The sequence below is a fragment of the Hyphomicrobiales bacterium genome (genome assembly GCA_030688605.1).
Classification (GTDB): Bacteria; Pseudomonadota; Alphaproteobacteria; order Rhizobiales; family NORP267; genus JAUYJB01.
In genome coordinates this window covers 26,331-41,949 of sequence record JAUYJB010000015.1, presented here as the reverse complement: position 1 = coordinate 41,949, position 15,619 = coordinate 26,331, and the positions used below count along the sequence as shown (strand labels likewise).

General features: G+C 66.2%; 12 protein-coding genes and 1 riboswitch. Of the genes, 3 read left to right on the top strand and 9 right to left on the bottom strand.

Going from position 1 to position 15,619, the window contains the following annotated elements; genetic code table 11:
* Positions 1 to 3: 3 nt before the first annotated feature.
* Both Q8P46_02145 and Q8P46_02140 read right to left on the bottom strand, forming a co-directional pair.
* Positions 4 to 1,923: an extracellular solute-binding protein gene (locus Q8P46_02145; GenBank protein ID MDP2618973.1), complete on the bottom strand. Its 1,920-nt coding sequence runs from the start codon at positions 1,921 to 1,923 to the stop codon at positions 4 to 6.
* 184 nt (positions 1,924 to 2,107) lie between these two features.
* A complete protein-coding gene (locus Q8P46_02140) occupies positions 2,108 to 2,647 on the bottom strand; it encodes a cytochrome c family protein (GenBank protein MDP2618972.1) in 540 nt (179 codons plus the stop codon).
* A 315-nt stretch (positions 2,648 to 2,962) separates the two neighbouring features.
* Between Q8P46_02140 and Q8P46_02135 the strand changes: the two genes are divergently transcribed.
* Together Q8P46_02135 and Q8P46_02130 are read left to right on the top strand one after the other, a co-directional pair.
* A complete protein-coding gene (locus tag Q8P46_02135; protein ID MDP2618971.1) occupies positions 2,963 to 3,826 on the top strand; it encodes a prephenate dehydratase in 864 nt (287 codons plus the stop codon).
* A gap of 206 nt (positions 3,827 to 4,032) precedes the next feature.
* Positions 4,033 to 6,018, top strand: a complete 1,986-nt coding sequence (locus Q8P46_02130; GenBank protein MDP2618970.1) for an NADPH-dependent 2,4-dienoyl-CoA reductase — start codon at positions 4,033 to 4,035, stop codon at positions 6,016 to 6,018.
* 1,061 nt (positions 6,019 to 7,079) lie between these two features.
* On the opposite strand, the gene Q8P46_02125 is transcribed toward Q8P46_02130, so the two are convergent.
* Positions 7,080 to 7,382: a cupin domain-containing protein gene (locus Q8P46_02125; GenBank protein ID MDP2618969.1), complete on the bottom strand. Its 303-nt coding sequence runs from the start codon at positions 7,380 to 7,382 to the stop codon at positions 7,080 to 7,082.
* Positions 7,383 to 7,458: 76 nt separating this feature from the next.
* Here Q8P46_02125 and Q8P46_02120 point away from each other — a divergent pair, with 76 nt between their 5' ends.
* A complete protein-coding gene (locus Q8P46_02120) occupies positions 7,459 to 7,848 on the top strand; it encodes an FAD-dependent oxidoreductase (GenBank protein MDP2618968.1) in 390 nt (129 codons plus the stop codon).
* Positions 7,849 to 8,014: 166 nt separating this feature from the next.
* Here the strand turns inward: Q8P46_02120 and cobO are convergent, their stop codons facing one another.
* The 6 genes from cobO to Q8P46_02090 all read right to left on the bottom strand — a co-directional run bounded on the left by cobO (position 8,015) and on the right by Q8P46_02090 (position 15,413).
* Positions 8,015 to 8,644, bottom strand: coding sequence for a cob(I)yrinic acid a,c-diamide adenosyltransferase (gene cobO, locus Q8P46_02115; protein ID MDP2618967.1), 630 nt, complete (start codon positions 8,642 to 8,644; stop codon positions 8,015 to 8,017).
* Position 8,645: 1 nt separating this feature from the next.
* A complete protein-coding gene (cobN, locus tag Q8P46_02110) occupies positions 8,646 to 12,374 on the bottom strand; it encodes a cobaltochelatase subunit CobN (GenBank protein ID MDP2618966.1) in 3,729 nt (1,242 codons plus the stop codon).
* A 3-nt stretch (positions 12,375 to 12,377) separates the two neighbouring features.
* Entirely contained in the window at positions 12,378 to 13,418 is a 1,041-nt protein-coding gene (gene cobW, locus Q8P46_02105; GenBank protein ID MDP2618965.1) for a cobalamin biosynthesis protein CobW, read from the bottom strand.
* Between the two features lie 13 nt (positions 13,419 to 13,431).
* Positions 13,432 to 14,118 (bottom strand): CbtA family protein, encoded by a 687-nt coding sequence (locus Q8P46_02100; protein MDP2618964.1) that lies wholly within the window; start codon positions 14,116 to 14,118, stop codon positions 13,432 to 13,434.
* A 286-nt stretch (positions 14,119 to 14,404) separates the two neighbouring features.
* Entirely contained in the window at positions 14,405 to 14,584 is a 180-nt protein-coding gene (locus Q8P46_02095; protein MDP2618963.1) for a CbtB-domain containing protein, read from the bottom strand.
* 54 nt (positions 14,585 to 14,638) lie between these two features.
* A riboswitch (cobalamin riboswitch) is annotated at positions 14,639 to 14,854 on the bottom strand.
* A gap of 88 nt (positions 14,855 to 14,942) precedes the next feature.
* Positions 14,943 to 15,413, bottom strand: coding sequence for an EAL domain-containing protein (locus tag Q8P46_02090; protein MDP2618962.1), 471 nt, complete (start codon positions 15,411 to 15,413; stop codon positions 14,943 to 14,945).
* Positions 15,414 to 15,619 lie beyond the last annotated feature (206 nt).

The following is a 15,619-nucleotide window of genomic DNA, read 5'->3' as shown; positions in this document are numbered from 1 at the left end:
GGCCTACTTCGCCGTCGCTACGGCCGCCGCCTTGGCTTCGTCCCACCACCAGATGGTCGGGAAGCCGATCGAATAATCGGGCATGGTGCCGGGCCTGCCGAAACGGTCCCAGCGGGCGATGCGGTCATAGGGGACGTGCCATTGCGGCACCACGTAATGATTCCACAACAGCACCCGGTCGAGCGCACGGCAGGCGGCGACCAATTCCTCGCGGTCCTTGGCGAAGATGATCTTGTCGATCAGGTGGTCGATCGCCTCATTCTTGATGCCGACCAGGTTGCGGCTGCCGTTGCGGTCGGCCGCCGCGCTGCCCCAGAAATCGCGCTGCTCGTTGCCGGGAGACAGCGACTGCTGCCAGTTGGCGACGACGATGTCGAAATCGAAGGTATCGAGCCGGCTTTGATACTGCGAGGCGTCGACGGTGCGTACGCCGGCCTTGATGCCGAGCCGGCCAAGGCTCTGGACATAGGGCAGCACGATGCGCTCGAAGGTCGGCGAGACGAGCAGAAACTCAACCTCCATCGGCGCGCCAGTCTCACTGTTGGCCAGAGCGCCGTCCCTGATCTCCCAGCCGGCCTCCGCCAACAGGTCACGCGCCATCCGCAGATTGGCGCGTTGCTCGCCCGGCGAGCCGTTGACCGGGTTCTCGTATTCCTCGGTGAAGACCTCTGGCGGGACCTGGTCCTTGATCGGGCTCAAGATTTCCAGCTCCTCGGGTCCCGGCAGGCCGGTTGCCGCCAGCTCGGAATTGGCGAAATAGGAGTTGGTACGCACATACTCGCCATAGAACAGGTTCTTGTTGGCCCATTCGAAGTCGAAGGCGAGATTGAAGGCGCGGCGCACCCGCGGATCCTGGAACTTGTCGCGGCGGATGTTGAAGGCGAAGGCCTGCATGGTCTCGGCATTCTCGAGGTGGAACTTCTCCAGCACCACGCGGCTTCTCTTGACCGCCGGGAAGTCGTAGGCCGTGGCCCAGTTCTTGGCGCTCGATTCCGGGCGCCAGTCATATTGGTCGCCCTTGAAGGCTTCGAGCGCAATCGTGTCGTCGCGGAAATATTCCAGGCGGATCTCGTCGAAATTGTTCTGCCCCACATTGACCGGCAGGTCCTTTCCCCAATAGTCATCGACGCGCGCAATCGCGATCGACCGGCCGGGCTTGACCTCGCCGACGCGGTAGGGACCGCTGCCGAGCGGCACTTCGAGGGTCGATTCTCCGACCTCACGCGGTGTTCCATCAGGGCGATTCGTGGTCCACCAGTGCTTGGGCAGGATCGGCAACTGCCCGGTGATCTGCGGCAGCTCGCGATTGCCGGCCTGGTCGAACGTGAAGGTCACCTCGCGCTCGCCGGTTTTTTCCGCCTTGACGATGTTCTTGTAATAGGCGGCATAGAAGGGATGCGACTTCTTGAGCGCCGCGAGCGAGAAGATCACGTCGTCGACGCCGACGGGAACGCCATCGTGCCAACGCGCCTCGGCGTTGAGACGATAGGTCACCGAGGAAAAGTCCTGCGGATAGGTGACGGCTTCGGCAAGCAGTTCATATTCGCTGCTCGGCTCATCGAGGCTCGGCGTCATCAGCGTCTCGTGGATCAGGCCGATGAGCCCCGCGGGCCGGCCCTTGAATGTGAACGGGTTGAGGCTGTCGAAGGTTCCGATGGTGTAAAGCCGCGCCGTGCCGCCTTTCGGCGCCTGCGGGTCGACATAGTCGAAATGGGCAAAGCCCGGCTCGTATTTGAGGCTTCCGAACAGCGACAGGCCACGGTGCCATTCCAAGTCCTGGGCCACGTCCTGCGCCATGTCCTGGGCCACGGTTTGGGCTACAGGGCCGGAAATCCCCGCGATGAGCGTCAGGCCACACAGGCAAGCCGCGACCGTCTTGGCCCCCCGTCGGCCGATTTCGCCGATAACTCCAATCCACACCATGGTTTTCCGCAATCCTTGTTTCGCTCCGCCGCAACCGGACGCGGCGCACGAAGGTTAGGTTCGAGCACCCCATTGACCGTCTTGTAGCCGCGTTCCCGTCATAATCACTCAGATGGCGTCAAACGCAAGACCGCCGGGGAAACGATCTCCGGCGGGCAGCGGCGCCGATTTTCAAGAAAATCCGCTATTGCGGCAGCGGCGGCGCGTCCGGGCTGATGCTCTTCAGATACAGAATGATGTCGGCCCGGTCGCCCGGTTTCCTGAGGCCGGCAAAGGCCATGGCGGTGCCGGGAAGGAATTTTTTCGGTGCCTCGAGAAAGCGGTCGAGCTCCTCGTAGGTCCATGAGCCGCCCTCACTCTTCATCGCTTGGGAATAGGCAAAACCCTGGTGGCTGGCCAGGTCGCGGCCGACGATGCCGTGCAGGTTCGGTCCGACCCGGTTCGCCCCGCCGGCATCGAAAGTGTGGCAGGTCGCGCATTTCTTAGCGACGGTTTCGCCCTTTTCGGCGCTGGCCGCGGCCAGGCGCTCGCCAATCGGCGCTACCGCCGCGGCCTCCGTGGGCTTTTGCGCAGGGGCCTCTTCGGCGGCCTCGATGGCGTAGCCCGGCGTTTCCGGCGCCTCGACGTCGAAGATCGTGTCGGAGACGACGCCGATACCGAGCATCAGCAAGAGGGCGAAGAGAACGGCGCCGATTATCTTGTTCAGTTCAAAGGCATCGAGCATGTCCGGCTCCGGCAACGGCTTGGACAACGCCAAGGCGCGCGGAGACTATTGATTTGCGCGGCACATGGCAACACGCGCGCTTAATGGCGGGAAGCCCATCGATATCGGCCTCGTTGACACGCCTCCGGACGGTGTCGATACTCGCGCCGCTTGACCGGACCCGGCGCAGTCTTGCCGGGTCTCGACGGTCTCTTGCCGGCGGAATGACCGCTTCTTGCCGGCAGGATGACCGGCTCTTGCCGGCAGGATGACCGGCTCTTGCCCGCTTCTGCCGGCACTTGACGGCGCGGGCGGCCCACCGACGGACGGATGACCATGGCGGACATGCAGAGAATCGCCTTTCAGGGCGAGCCGGGCGCCAATTCGCACATCGCCTGCCGCGAGGTGTTTCCCGACATGGAGGCGATGGCCTGCGCCACGTTCGAGGACGCGCTCGCCGCCGTTTCGGACGGCTCGGCGCAGCTCGGCATGATCCCGATCGAGAACTCGGTCGCCGGCCGGGTCGCCGACATCCATCACCTGCTGCCGGATTCCGGCCTGTTCATCGTCGGCGAGCATTTCCTGCGGGTGCGCCACTGCCTGCTCGGAATCAAGGGCGCGCGCCTGGCCGATCTGAAGGAAGTGCACAGCCACACCCAGGCGCTCGGCCAGTGCCGCGCCATCCTGCGCGAGCTCGGCCTCGAGGCGGTCCCGACCGCCGACACCGCGGGCGCCGCCCGCCGCGTCGCCGAGCGCGGCGACAAGAACCAGGGCGCCATCGCCACGCGCCTTGCCGCCGAAATCTACGGTCTTGCCGTGTTGAAGAGCGACATCGAGGACGAGGACCATAACACCACCCGCTTCATCATCGTGGCGCGGGAGCGCAAGGACCCGCCGGCGGGCGAGACCGACGTGATCACCTCATTCATCTTCCGGGTGCGCAACGTTCCCGCCGCGCTCTACAAGGCGATGGGCGGGTTTGCCACCAACGGCGTCAACATGACCAAGCTTGAGTCCTATCAGCTCGGCGGCACCTTCAACGCCACCCAGTTCTACGCCGACATCGAGGGGCATCCTTCCGAGCACGGGGTCAAGCTCGCCTTCGAAGAGCTCGAATTCTTCACCACCAAGTTCCGCGTTCTCGGCGCCTACAAGGCAAGCCCCCTGCGCCGCGGCCTCAGCCTTGGCGGCGACGGTTAGCGCGGTCTTGAAATGGGCCGTTTCGGCACGAGCGCCGTGGGTCGCACGACCCCCACCCCGACCCTCCCCCTTGCCGGGGGAGGGAGAGGCGCGCGGCGCGCGCCCGGCTTCCTCTCCCCCCTGCAAGGGGGGAGCCGCAGGGGGGTCAAGTCGAAGCCCGCTCGAACGCGACCGATCCCGCACTGACCCCGACCGCCGCTCCGCGCATGGCTTTCCCGCATCTCTTTACGCCCATCCGGGCAGGCCCGTTCAAGCTTGCCAACCGCATCGTCATGGGCTCGATGCACACCGGTCTCGAAGGGCGCGAGGACGGCTTGCGGCGGCTTGCCGCCTTCTATGCCGAGCGGGCGGCGGCCGGCGCGCCGCTGATCGTCACCGGCGGCTGGTCGCCGGACGAAGCCGGCCAGATCGGCGCGCAACCCAACCTGTTCGATAAGGCCGAAACCGCCACCGGCCACCGCATCGTCACCGGCGCGGTGCACGAGGCAGGCGGGCGCATCCTGTTGCAGCTTCTCCATGGCGGCCGCTACGCCACGCGCCCTGAGCTGGTGGCGCCGTCGGCGATCCGCGCGCCGATCAGCCGCCTGACCCCGCGCGCGCTCACCGGCGCCGAGGTCAGGGCGACCATCGCCGCCTTCGCCAACGCCGCCGCGCTTGCGCTTGAAGCCGGCTATGACGGCGTCGAGGTGATGGGCTCGGAAGGCTATCTGATCACCCAGTTTCTCGCCCCGTGCACCAACCGGCGCGAGGACGAATGGGGCGGGCCGCTCGAAAACCGGGCGCGTTTCGCAGTCGAGACGGTAAAGGCGGTGCGCGCCGCGCTCGGGCCCGAGCACATGCTGATGTATCGCATCTCGGTGCTCGATCTCGTCGAGGACGCGTTGGCGCAGGAGGAAATTCTCTGGCTTGCCCGCCGACTGGAGGCGGCGGGCGCAGATATCTTCGATACCGGCATCGGCTGGCACGAGGCGCGGATCCCGACCGTGGCCCAGGCCGTGCCGCGCGGCGCCTTCAGATGGACCGCGCGTGCCGTCAAGGAGGCGGTCACGGTTCCCGTCATCGCCACCAACCGCATCAATACGCCCGAGCTTGCCGATGAGATCATCGCCGCGGGCGACGCCGACATGGTTTCGCTCGCCCGGCCGTTCCTCGCCGATCCCGAATTCACCGCCAAGGCGGCGCGCGGCGAGGCGCACCGCATCAATAGCTGCATCGCCTGCAACCAGTCCTGCCTCGACCGGATTTTCGTCGGCAAGGTGGCGACCTGCCTGGTCAATCCGCGCGCCTGCCACGAGACCGAGATCGTGATCGGGCCGGCCGCGGCGCGGAAACGTATCGCCGTCGTCGGCGCGGGGCCGGCGGGGCTCGCGGCGGCGGTAACGCTCGCCGAGCGCGGCCATGCCGTCACCCTGTTCGAGCAAGCCGACCGCATCGGCGGCCAGCTCAATCTCGCCCGCAACGTGCCGGGAAAGGAGGAGTTCGACGAGACGCTGCGCTATTTTTCGCTGCGGCTCAAAGAGACCGGCGTGAACTTGCGCCTTTCGACGCGCGCCGACGCGGGCGCGCTCGAAGGCTTCGACGAGGCGGTGCTGGCGGCCGGCGTCAGCCCCCGCCGCGGCGTCGTCGAAGGCGAGGATCACCCGAGCGTGGCGAGCTATGCCGACATCCTGTCGGGAGCGCGGACGGCCGGCGAGCGGGTGGCGATCATCGGCGCCGGCGGCATCGGCTTCGACGTCGCCCTGTTCCTCACCGACCCCGGCGACCGCGCCCACCGCGACCCGGCCGCCTTCCGCCGCCATTGGGGCATCGGCGTCGAACGGGCGGCCCCTCGCCCGCCGCGCAAGGTCACCATGCTGCAACGGTCGCCCGGCCGCATGGGCGAGACCCTCGGCAAGACCACCGGCTGGGTGCACCGCATGGAGCTGAAGCGGGCTGGCGTCGCGCAGATCTCAGGCGTGACTTACGAGCGCATCGACGATGAAGGGCTGCACATCCGCGTCGACCGGGAGGCCCGGACCATCGCCGCCGACAGCATCGTGCTCTGCGCCGGCCAGGTCGAGCGCATCGAGCTTGCCGCGGCGCTGAATGGCGCCGGCATCCGCGTCCATGTCATCGGCGGCGCCAAGCGCGCGGTCGAGCTCGACGCCCAACGCGCCATCGACGAGGGGGTCAGGCTGGGCGCGGGGGTTTGATTGACTGGCGAACTACCTTGTCCGCTTTGGGGTTGAGGCCGGACGCAAGGAAGTGCGGCAGACCGCTGCCGGTTGGTGCCATGACAGGACATTTAAGCGCAAATTGCGCAAACGATCCGCCGCCGAGGCGGTCATCGGCCACATTAAGAATGAACGCCACAGGAAGCGCATCTATCTAAAGGTCGATACCGCGAAGCGACCAACCAAGCCGCGCGGTAGCGCAAAACGCATCGACTAACCTGTTACTCAGCTGCCACCCGGCATGGCGTGCGTAACGCGCCGGAAGCTTCTTCGGCTGCGCGCACCTAGGCGACACAAGGTCGCGTTTGCTATGTAGCGACCCAAGGTAATTCTAAATAAATAATAGTGAAAAATAGAAACTAAACGTACTCCATAAATATGAACTAGAATATAGTATACATCGACAATCTAAACATATATCTTATCAACGTTCAAAAACGTGTGGTCCAGAGTTCTCCCTAGGGCAATTGTATCCAGACCAATGCGTAAACATTTTCGAGCTCGTCAGATCTTCAATTTTGACGGAACATCGTGACCCATTTCTCCAATACAAATCAAATAAATCGTCTGTCAAACAGACCCAGCCGATTGGTCCATCCGCATCTTTATAATCTGAATTGATCCAACTAAGAGTACCATCTCCAGAAAAATGATAAAATGAATTTGTACCCAACAACTTCCACTCAACCCACTGTATATCGTCGCAGCCCTCTTTCGCATGGATAGAGGCGGCAGCAAACAATGTTGCTAGGACGGTGAGCGCCCCCAATATTGCCGACCTGTAATACATTCTGACCTCGCCCCATGCTTTAAATTAGCTCGAACCAGACTGCGGACCGTTAAAGGGAATTCCCAAATCGCTAGCGATTTGAATCAGATTCCCTGAACAAGGGATCCCTATTAGCCGGAATTCCCCGGATAAACCGGTATAGAGGGCTCAGATTGGAGCGTTTCGCCTTTTCTGGCAAGGCTGAAAATGTCGGTTAAGGGTCAGGAAGCGAAGTCGACGGCCAACGCGCAATTCGTCCGCTTTGCGGCCCTTAACAGTCGGACCCCACCGCCGCGCCGGATTTTGAAAAATGCGCGGCGAGCCACACGGTGGGCTCCCGATCGCTCGTCCAGATCACCCGATGGCGGCAATGGGCGGGAAGCAGCAGCCAGTCTCCCGGCTTAAGGCATCGCTCCTCCGCCTCGCCCTCGATGAGCAGCCGCGCGCCGCCGCTGAGCAGGGCGACCCATTCCGATTGCTCCTGATCGAGCCATGCGCCTTGCGGCGTCGCCTGGCCGGTCGAGACGATCCGCTCGATGCGCAGCCCGCGTGCTTCGGCCAAGGGCTCGAACATCTCATCGGATTGGCGTCCATCGGGCAGACCCGAAAAAAGATTTCCCGAATGCGGCATCAGAAAAGGACCTCCAAGATTGTACGGCGCCGAACGGGCGGCCCCTCGCCCGCCGCGCAAGGTCACCATGCTGCAACGCACGCCGGGGCCGATGGGAAGGAGCCTCGGCAAGACCACCGGCTGGGTCCACCGCATGGAGCTGAAGCGGGCCGGCGTGGCGCAGATTCCGGGCGCCCGATACGAGCGCATCGACGATGAAGGCCCGCACGTCCGGGTCGATGGGCAGGCCCGGACCATCGCCGCCGACACCATCGTGCTCTGCGCCGGCCAGGTCGAGCGCAATGCGCTTGCCGCGGCGGTGAAACCCGCCGGCGTGCCGGTCCACGTCATCGGCGGCGCCAAGCGCGCGGTCGAGCTCGACGCCCAGCGCGCCATCGACGAGGGGGTGCGGCTGGGGGCGCGGCTTTAGAGCGCTTTTCGTGAAACCGGGGTCACTCTAAGCGCTCTAACTTCTTTATTTTACGCGCATTTTTGTCCGAAAACCGGTTCCCACTTTTCGGAATGCGCTCTAGAGCATGTCCCCAAGGCCCCACACTCTTACGGACGGGGCAAGCGCCGGTCAACCGGCGCCGCCCTCAAAACTCGATTCCCGCCTGCGCCTTGACGCCGGAGCGGAACGGGTGCTTGACCATGGTCATGTCGGTGACGAGGTCGGCGGCTTCGATCAGCTTGTCCTTGGCGTTGCGGCCGGTGACGATGACATGCGTCCCTTGCGGGCGCTTCTTCAATGCCTCGACCACCTCATCCAGCGGCAGATAGCCGTAGCGCAGCACGATGTTGAGTTCGTCGAGCAGCACCATCTTGTAGCTCGCGTCGGCCAGCATCTCCTTGGCCTTGTCCCAGGCGGCGCGCGCCGCGGCGATGTCGCGCTGCCGGTCCTGGGTCTCCCAGGTAAAGCCCTCGCCCATCGCCTTGATGGTGACGAGGTCCGGGAAGCGCTCCAGCACCTTGCGCTCGCCGGTCTCCCAGGCGCCCTTGACGAATTGCACGATGCCCACCTTGAAGCCGTGGCCGAGCGCGCGCATGACCAGCCCGAAGGCAGCCGTCGACTTTCCCTTGCCCTTGCCGGTATGGACAATCAGCAGCCCCTTCTCGATCGTCTTGGTGGCCAGGATCTTGGCCCGCGCCTCCTTCTTGCGGCGCATTTTCTCGGCGTGCCTCGCATCGAGCTCGGCTTCCGTCATCTGTTCCTTCTTGTCGCCCATGTCACTCCCTCGCCCCGGCCAGCGCTTTCAATTCACGATAGGCGGCGTTTGATTTCGGCGTCCACAGGCCGCGGTCGATGGCCTCGAGGAACCGGTCGCTGATCTCTTCGAGCGCCGCCGGGTTGGCCTCGGCGATGAAGGCTCGCACCGCCAAATCGGCGATAAAGGCGTCATAGGCGAGCTCGAAATGGTGCGGGCGCACGGCGCCGGTGGTGGCGGCGAAGGCGAACATGTAATCGAGGGTCGCGGCGATTTCGAAGGCGCCCTTATAGCCGTGGCGCATGACGCCGGCGATCCATTTCGGGTTGACGACGCGGGCGCGCACCACCCGCCCGACCTCTTCTTCAAGGGTGCGGATCACCGGGCGCTCGGGCAGCGAATGGTCGTTGTGGTAGACGACGGGCCTGGCGCCCGAGACGTGCTCGACCGCCGCGCTCATGCCGCCCTCGAACTGGTAGTAGTCGTCGGAATCGAGCAAATCGTGCTCGCGATTGTCCTGGTTGTGGACGACCGCCTCGACGCCGGAAAGCCGCCGGCGAAAGCCTTGCGTGTCGCGCGCGCCGGCCGCACCCGCGCCATAGGCATGGCCGCCCCAGTCGATATAGGCGCGGGCGAGATCCTCGCGGCTCGCCCACAGCTTCTCGTCGATCAGCGCCTGCAGGCCTGCGCCATAGGTGCCGGGCTTCGAGCCGAACACCCGGTGGCCGGCGCGGTGTTGCGCTTCCTCCGCCGGGAGGCCTGCCGCCCGCAATTCCTCGGCTTCGGCGGCGACGCGCGCGGCGATCGGATTGTCCGCCTGCTCCTCGTCGAGCGCCGCGACGGCGCGCACGGCTGAATCGAACAGGTCGATCTGCATCGGAAAGGCATCTCTGAACAGGCCGGAGATGCGCAGGGTCACGTCGACGCGCGGCCTTGCCAGTTTCGCAAACGGAATGACGTTGAAGCCGGTCACCCGTCCGTTGGTCCGGTCCCATGCCGGCTCCGCCCCGATCAGCGCCAGGGCTTGCGCGATGTCATCGCCGCCGGTGCGCATGTTCGAGGTGCCCCAGACCGACAGGCCGAGGCTTTGCGGGTAGCGGCCATGTTCCTGGAAATGACGCTGAAGGAGCCGCTCGGCCGATTTCCGTCCGAGCCGCCAGGCCGAGGGCGTCGGCACGGCGCGGGTGTCGAGCGAATAGAAGTTGCGTCCGGTGGGCAGCACGTCGAGGCGGCCGCGGGTCGGCGCGCCCGCCGGCCCCGGTGCGACGAAGCGGCCGTCGAGACCGGCAAGAAGGCCGGCGATCTCGCGTTCGCCGCAGGCACGAAGCGCCGGGCGAATCGTCTGCTCGATTTCGCTCAAGACGGCGGCGGTCGCGCGCCATTCCGGGTCGAACCTGGCCGTGCCGGCGACGAGATCGGCCGCAAGCCGCTCCAGCCGCTCGACCGTGTCGCCGGAATTGCGCCAGGGATCGTCGATAAGGGGTTTCAGCGCGGCTGGGCTCGGCCCCTGCCAAGGGGTGCCGAGGTCACAATCGAGCGGGTCGAAATCGTCGAGCTTCAGGTCGGCGGAAAGCGCGCGGATGAGGGACCGGTCGCCCCCTTCGCCCATGGCGCGCGGAACGCGGGTCAGGGCAACGAGGATGTCGGTTTCCAGCCGCCCCTGCGGCGCCTCGCCGAGCACATGCAACCCGTCGCGGATCTGCGCCTCTTTCAATTCGCAGAGATAGGTGTCGAGCCGCGCCAGCGCGGTGTCCTCGTCAGCCGCGTCGCCCATTCCGGCGTCGACGTCGAGGCCGCTTGCCCGCGTCAGATCGAGGATCTCCGCGCGTAACAGCGCGCGCCGGCGCGGGTCGAGGCCGGAGGCGAGATAATATTCGTCGATCAGCGCCTCGAGGTCGCTGAGCGGCCCGTAGCTCTCCGCCCGGGTCAGCGGCGGGGTCAGATGATCGACGATGACGGCACTGGTGCGGCGCTTGGCCTGGCTGCCCTCGCCGGGGTCGTTGACGATGAAGGGATAGAGGTTGGGCAGCGCCCCGAGCGCGGCCTCCGGGTAGCACGATGCCGAGAGCGCCAGCGCCTTGCCCGGCAGCCATTCCAGATTGCCGTGCTTGCCGTTGTGGACGACCGCATGGGCGTCGAATGCGTGCCCCAGCCAGAAATAGAAGGCGAAGTAGCCGTGCGGCGGCACCAGCCCCGGATCGTGATAGGTCGATTTCGGGTCGATATTGTAGCCGCGCGCCGGCTGGATCGCGACCACGGCGTTGCCGCAACGCAGCACGGGCAGGCGGAAGGCGTCCTCCCGCATAAAGGGATCGTCCTCGGGCGCCCCCCAACGCGCCGTGACCGCGTCGCGCACCGCCTGGGGCAGTGATTCGAAATACCGGCGATAGTCGGCAAGCCGAAGCGCGGCATCGCTCCTGTTGTCGGCGCTGCCGAGGCGGTTGGTGACGCCTTGGGTCAGCGCGCGCATCAGCGCCTGGCCGTCTGCGGGAATCGCATCGACCGCATGGCCCGCCGCCTTCAGCGCCCGCAGGATATTGATCGTGCTCGCCGGCGTGTCGTAGCCGACGCCGTTGCCGATGCGCCCGTCGCGGTTGGGATAGTTGGCAAGAATGACGGCGAGGCGGCGATCCGCGGGCGCGGCTTCCTTGAGCCGCACCCAGGCCTTGGCGAGGTCGGCGACGAAGGCGATGCGGTCTGCTTCGGCCCGATAGGTCACGATATTCATTTCGGTCGCCGCGTGACGCACCGCATCCGCCTTGAACGAGACGGCGCGGGAAAGGATGCGACCGTCGAGCTCCGGCAGCACCACGTTCATCGCCAAATCGCGGGCCGAAAGGCCCTGACTGCCGTCGGCCCAGGCTTCGCGGCTCGAGCCCGAAAAGACGATCTGCAGCACCGGCGCGTCCGGGACGATCAGCGGATCGTCGCCCTGTCCTGCGACCGCGAAACCGGTGGCGTTGAGCACCAGGCTGGGCGGGGCGGCTTCGAACAGCCGCGCGAGCGTTGCCGCGCTCAACTCGTCCTTCAAGCTGCCGACGAACACCGGCAGCGGATTGAGGTCCCGTTCGCCGAGCGCCGCGATCAGCGCATCGAGCGGCTCCAGATTGCCGCCCTCGATCAGCGCCCGGTAGAAGACGAGCGCCACGATGGGCGCGCCCTGGCGCCATTCCGTGCGCAGCTCATCGAGCGCGGGCTCGGCGCAAGCCGGCCAATAGAGACCCGCTTTCAACAACGGCCTGGCCTCCGTCGGCGCTTCGCCACGGCCGATCAGATGGGCGCAGAGGCGCAGGAAATTTTCCGCGTTTTCCGGCCCGCCCTCGGCGAGATAGCCGCGCAGCGTCTCGACCGCGTCGGGGGGAAGCGTCGAGCGCGCCTGCAATTCCTCGTCGCGCACGGTGCCGCCGGGCAGCACCGCGAGCTTGACGTCGCGCTCGCGGCAGGTCGCCTCGATCCGTTCCAGGCCGTAGGCCCAATAGCCGGCGCCGCCGAGAAGCCGCAGCACGACGAGCATCGCGCTCGCCACGGGGCATTGCATGTAGAGATCGACGGACAGATTGTGTCCGAGCGACATGATGTTGGCGAGCCGCAGCGAGGGCGCCTCGGGCCCAAGCCCGTCATGGGCGCGGGCGAGTGCGGCCAGCTCGGAATCGGCGGCCGACAGCACGACGATGTCGGCCCGGGTCTGGGCGAGATCGACCGCCTCGGTCCCGTCGGCGATGACGCCCGACTGGGCGGCGAGGAGGTGCATGGCCTAGCTCTGCAAATCGCGCGTGATCGCGGCGCGGTCAAGGCCCTGCTCGCCGATCACCACCAGCGAAGAGGCGCGCGGTTCGTCGGGCCGCCACGGGCGGTCGAAATAGGCGGAAATGCGCGGGCCCACCGCCTGCACGACGAGGCGCGCCGGCGCGCCGTTGACGGCGACGAAGCCCTTCACGCGCAGAATGTCGTGGGCGCGGATGGCCTCGGCAATGCGGCCGAGAAGGTCGGTGCGGTCGCCGACCGGCCCGAAGGCAACGGAGAAGCTGTCGAAATCGTCGTGATCGTGCTCGCCCTCGCCGTTCATCTCGTGATGCGAATTGCGGGCGTTGAGGTCGGCCTCCGCCGCGGCGCCGAGGCCGAACGCGATGGCCGGATCGACGACCCCCTCGCGCGCGCGCACGAAATGCACGCCGGCGCGCACCGCCCCTCTCAAGTCCTCTTCAATGCCGGCAAGCGCTGCCTCTTCGACGAGGTCGGCTTTGTTCAGGAGGATCATGTCGGCACAGGCGAGCTGGTCTTCGAACAGCTCGGAAAGGGGGTTTTCATGCTCGAGCGCCGGGTCGGCGGCCCGTTGCGCCGCCACCGCCGCTTCGTCGTCGGCGAAGCGGCCCTCGGCGACGGCCGCGCTGTCGACCACCGCGATCACCCCGTCGACGCTGATCCTGGCGGATATCTCCGGCCAGTTGAAGGCCCGCACCAGCGGCTGCGGCAGCGCCAGCCCCGAGGTCTCGACGACGATGTGCTGCGGCGGCGCCTCGCGCTCCAGAAGCCGCGCCATGGCCGGCAGGAAATCGTCGGCCACCGTGCAGCAGATGCAGCCGTTCGCCAGCTCGACGATGTCGTCTTCCCGGCACAGCGGCTCGCCGCAGCCCTTGATCAGCTCGGCATCGACGCCGACATCGCCGAACTCGTTGATGATGAGCGCGATCCGCCGCCCACCGGCATTCTTTAGAAGATAGCGGATGACCGTGGTCTTGCCGGCGCCGAGAAACCCGGTGATCACGGTAGCCGGTATCTTCTGCGAGGCGTCCATCGGCCACCGCCCCTCAGCTCACCTTCAAGGTGCCGCCACGGCCGAGCAGCCAGCCGGTCGCGGTGCCGAGCACCAGCCAGAAGACCGCCGATGCGCCGATGGAGACAGCGGCAAAGGCGGCGGCAAGAGCGGCGGGCACCGCGCTCGCGTGGCTTTCCGGCTGCGGGGCGCCGACAAGGTGCGGCAGCGCGACGAGTGCGATCCCCAACGCCTTGAGCGCCATACTCCGGCCGAAGACGATGAGACCGCCTCCGGCGGCACTGGCCGCAACCGTCGCCACCCACCAGACCTGGCGGGCGAAAAGATCGCCCGCCAGCATGCCGGGAAGCTCGGGCGCCAGCCCCAGCGCGGGGGCGACCGAAACGGCGAGGAAACCGCCGAGCCCCCACACCGCGCCTGCCGGTGCGGAAACCGCGCGCCCGGAGACCAGGATCGCGGCGATCAGCAGCAGGGCAAAGCCCATGCCGGTGATGAGATTGGCGGCGAGCGTCAGCGCGTCGCGGGAAATGCTGCTTTCCGCCGGCTCGGCCGGTTCGTGGCCATGGGCGGGCGTTCCGGCGGCGGGTTTATGCGGCGCGGCGACCTCATGGGTCTCCGCCTCGAGGATGAGCGGAACCACCTTGGCGAAATGAACGGCGGACACGACGAGTCCGGCCAGGACTCCGGCGAAAATCGCCGCGTAAAGCACGCGCGTGATCATGGCATTTCCCTCGGTGTACCGACGAACGGGTGAGTTGACTCCCGGAAATCACATGCCCACATCGCCGACCCCGACAGCGCCCGACCCATACCGTCGTTCCCGAGAAATCGGGAACCCATTGGCCTGAGCCGCGGCCACTTCCCTATCCGCCCTCTTTCGGGATCAGCAAGCGGCATCGCCAATGGATCCCCGCCTGCGCGGGGACGACGAGGGAAGAGGACGCCCGATAACCCCTCCGCGCCGAGGAGAGGTATAATACCCCGAAGCCTCCCCATGGGACTTGCCCTCAGTGGCAGGGGAAGGTGAAGGCGTGGCGCGTGTCGTGGGCGGCGGCGTGAATGGCCTCAGGGCTGGCAAAGCCGACGCCGGCAATGAAGACGAGGCCGAGCAGGGCGGACACCAGCGCGGCTGCGTGGCGCTCGCCGATTCTTGCGATGGATAGACCGGGAATAAGTGTTCTGAGCATGACACCCTCCGTGTGCGCGTCCAAGGGACGATCCGGCCGAACGGGCATCGCGCCACGCTCTCGACCGCTGGCGGCAGGTCTCCTGGCTCACGGGTCGTTGGCGCTGCGCTAAGCCTTCCCGGTTTCCCAGTGGCACAACAAGGCGCAGACCTCGCCGTTCACAGTTGCGGGGGCAGCCACGGTCTTGGCCCCTGATGGGTACGCCGCACCGTGTTCCCTTTTGATCCCCTGGCCGTCCGGCCGACGGGAACCGCCTGATTGCAAGTGCTACACGATCAGGGGTGCAAGTCAATGGCGCGGCCCGCGGCAGGCGCGCTTGTGCAAGCTTCCACAGTGGACCGGGATAGCGAATCCGGGCTCAGGCCGACTTCGCGACCGTGACCGAAGAGTCGGTGGGCTCCGCCGGCGCCGTGAGTATGCCTGAACGGACCGGCAGTTCGTTGATATCCTTTTGCGGCATCGGTTTGCCGTAGAGATATCCCTGGACCTCCTCGCACCCCTCCTTCATCAATGCCTGCGCCTGCTCGATCGTCTCCACGCCTTCGGCGTTGATGTGAATGCTGAGCGCCCGCCTCAGTGCGATGATGGCGCGGACGATCGCCTGCGCGTCGCCGTCGCGATTGAGATCGCCGATGAAGGACCGGTCGATCTTGATCTTGTCGAACGGGAAGCGGCGCAGATAGCCGAGGCTCGAATAGCCGGTGCCGAAATCGTCCATCGCGATGTGGACGCCGAGTTGCCGCAGCGCATTGAGCACGTCGAGCGTTCGCGTCGTGTCGGCGATCGGCACCACCTCGGTGATTTCGAGCTCGAGGCGATTCGCCGGCAGGCCCGCGCCGCGGGCACGTCGCGAAGACTGGCCACGTTAGGGGCGACAAGTGCAGGAACAATGAATCGGAGGCCAAATGAAGCCCCGTTTGCCTCCACTGACGACGATTTCTGCAACTGGTGCTAATGAAGCATTAACGCCGATTGACCCGCCATTCGGCGGCTATGATTCAGCGTCCCCGGCCGATGGCGGTCCCGCGTGCAGGA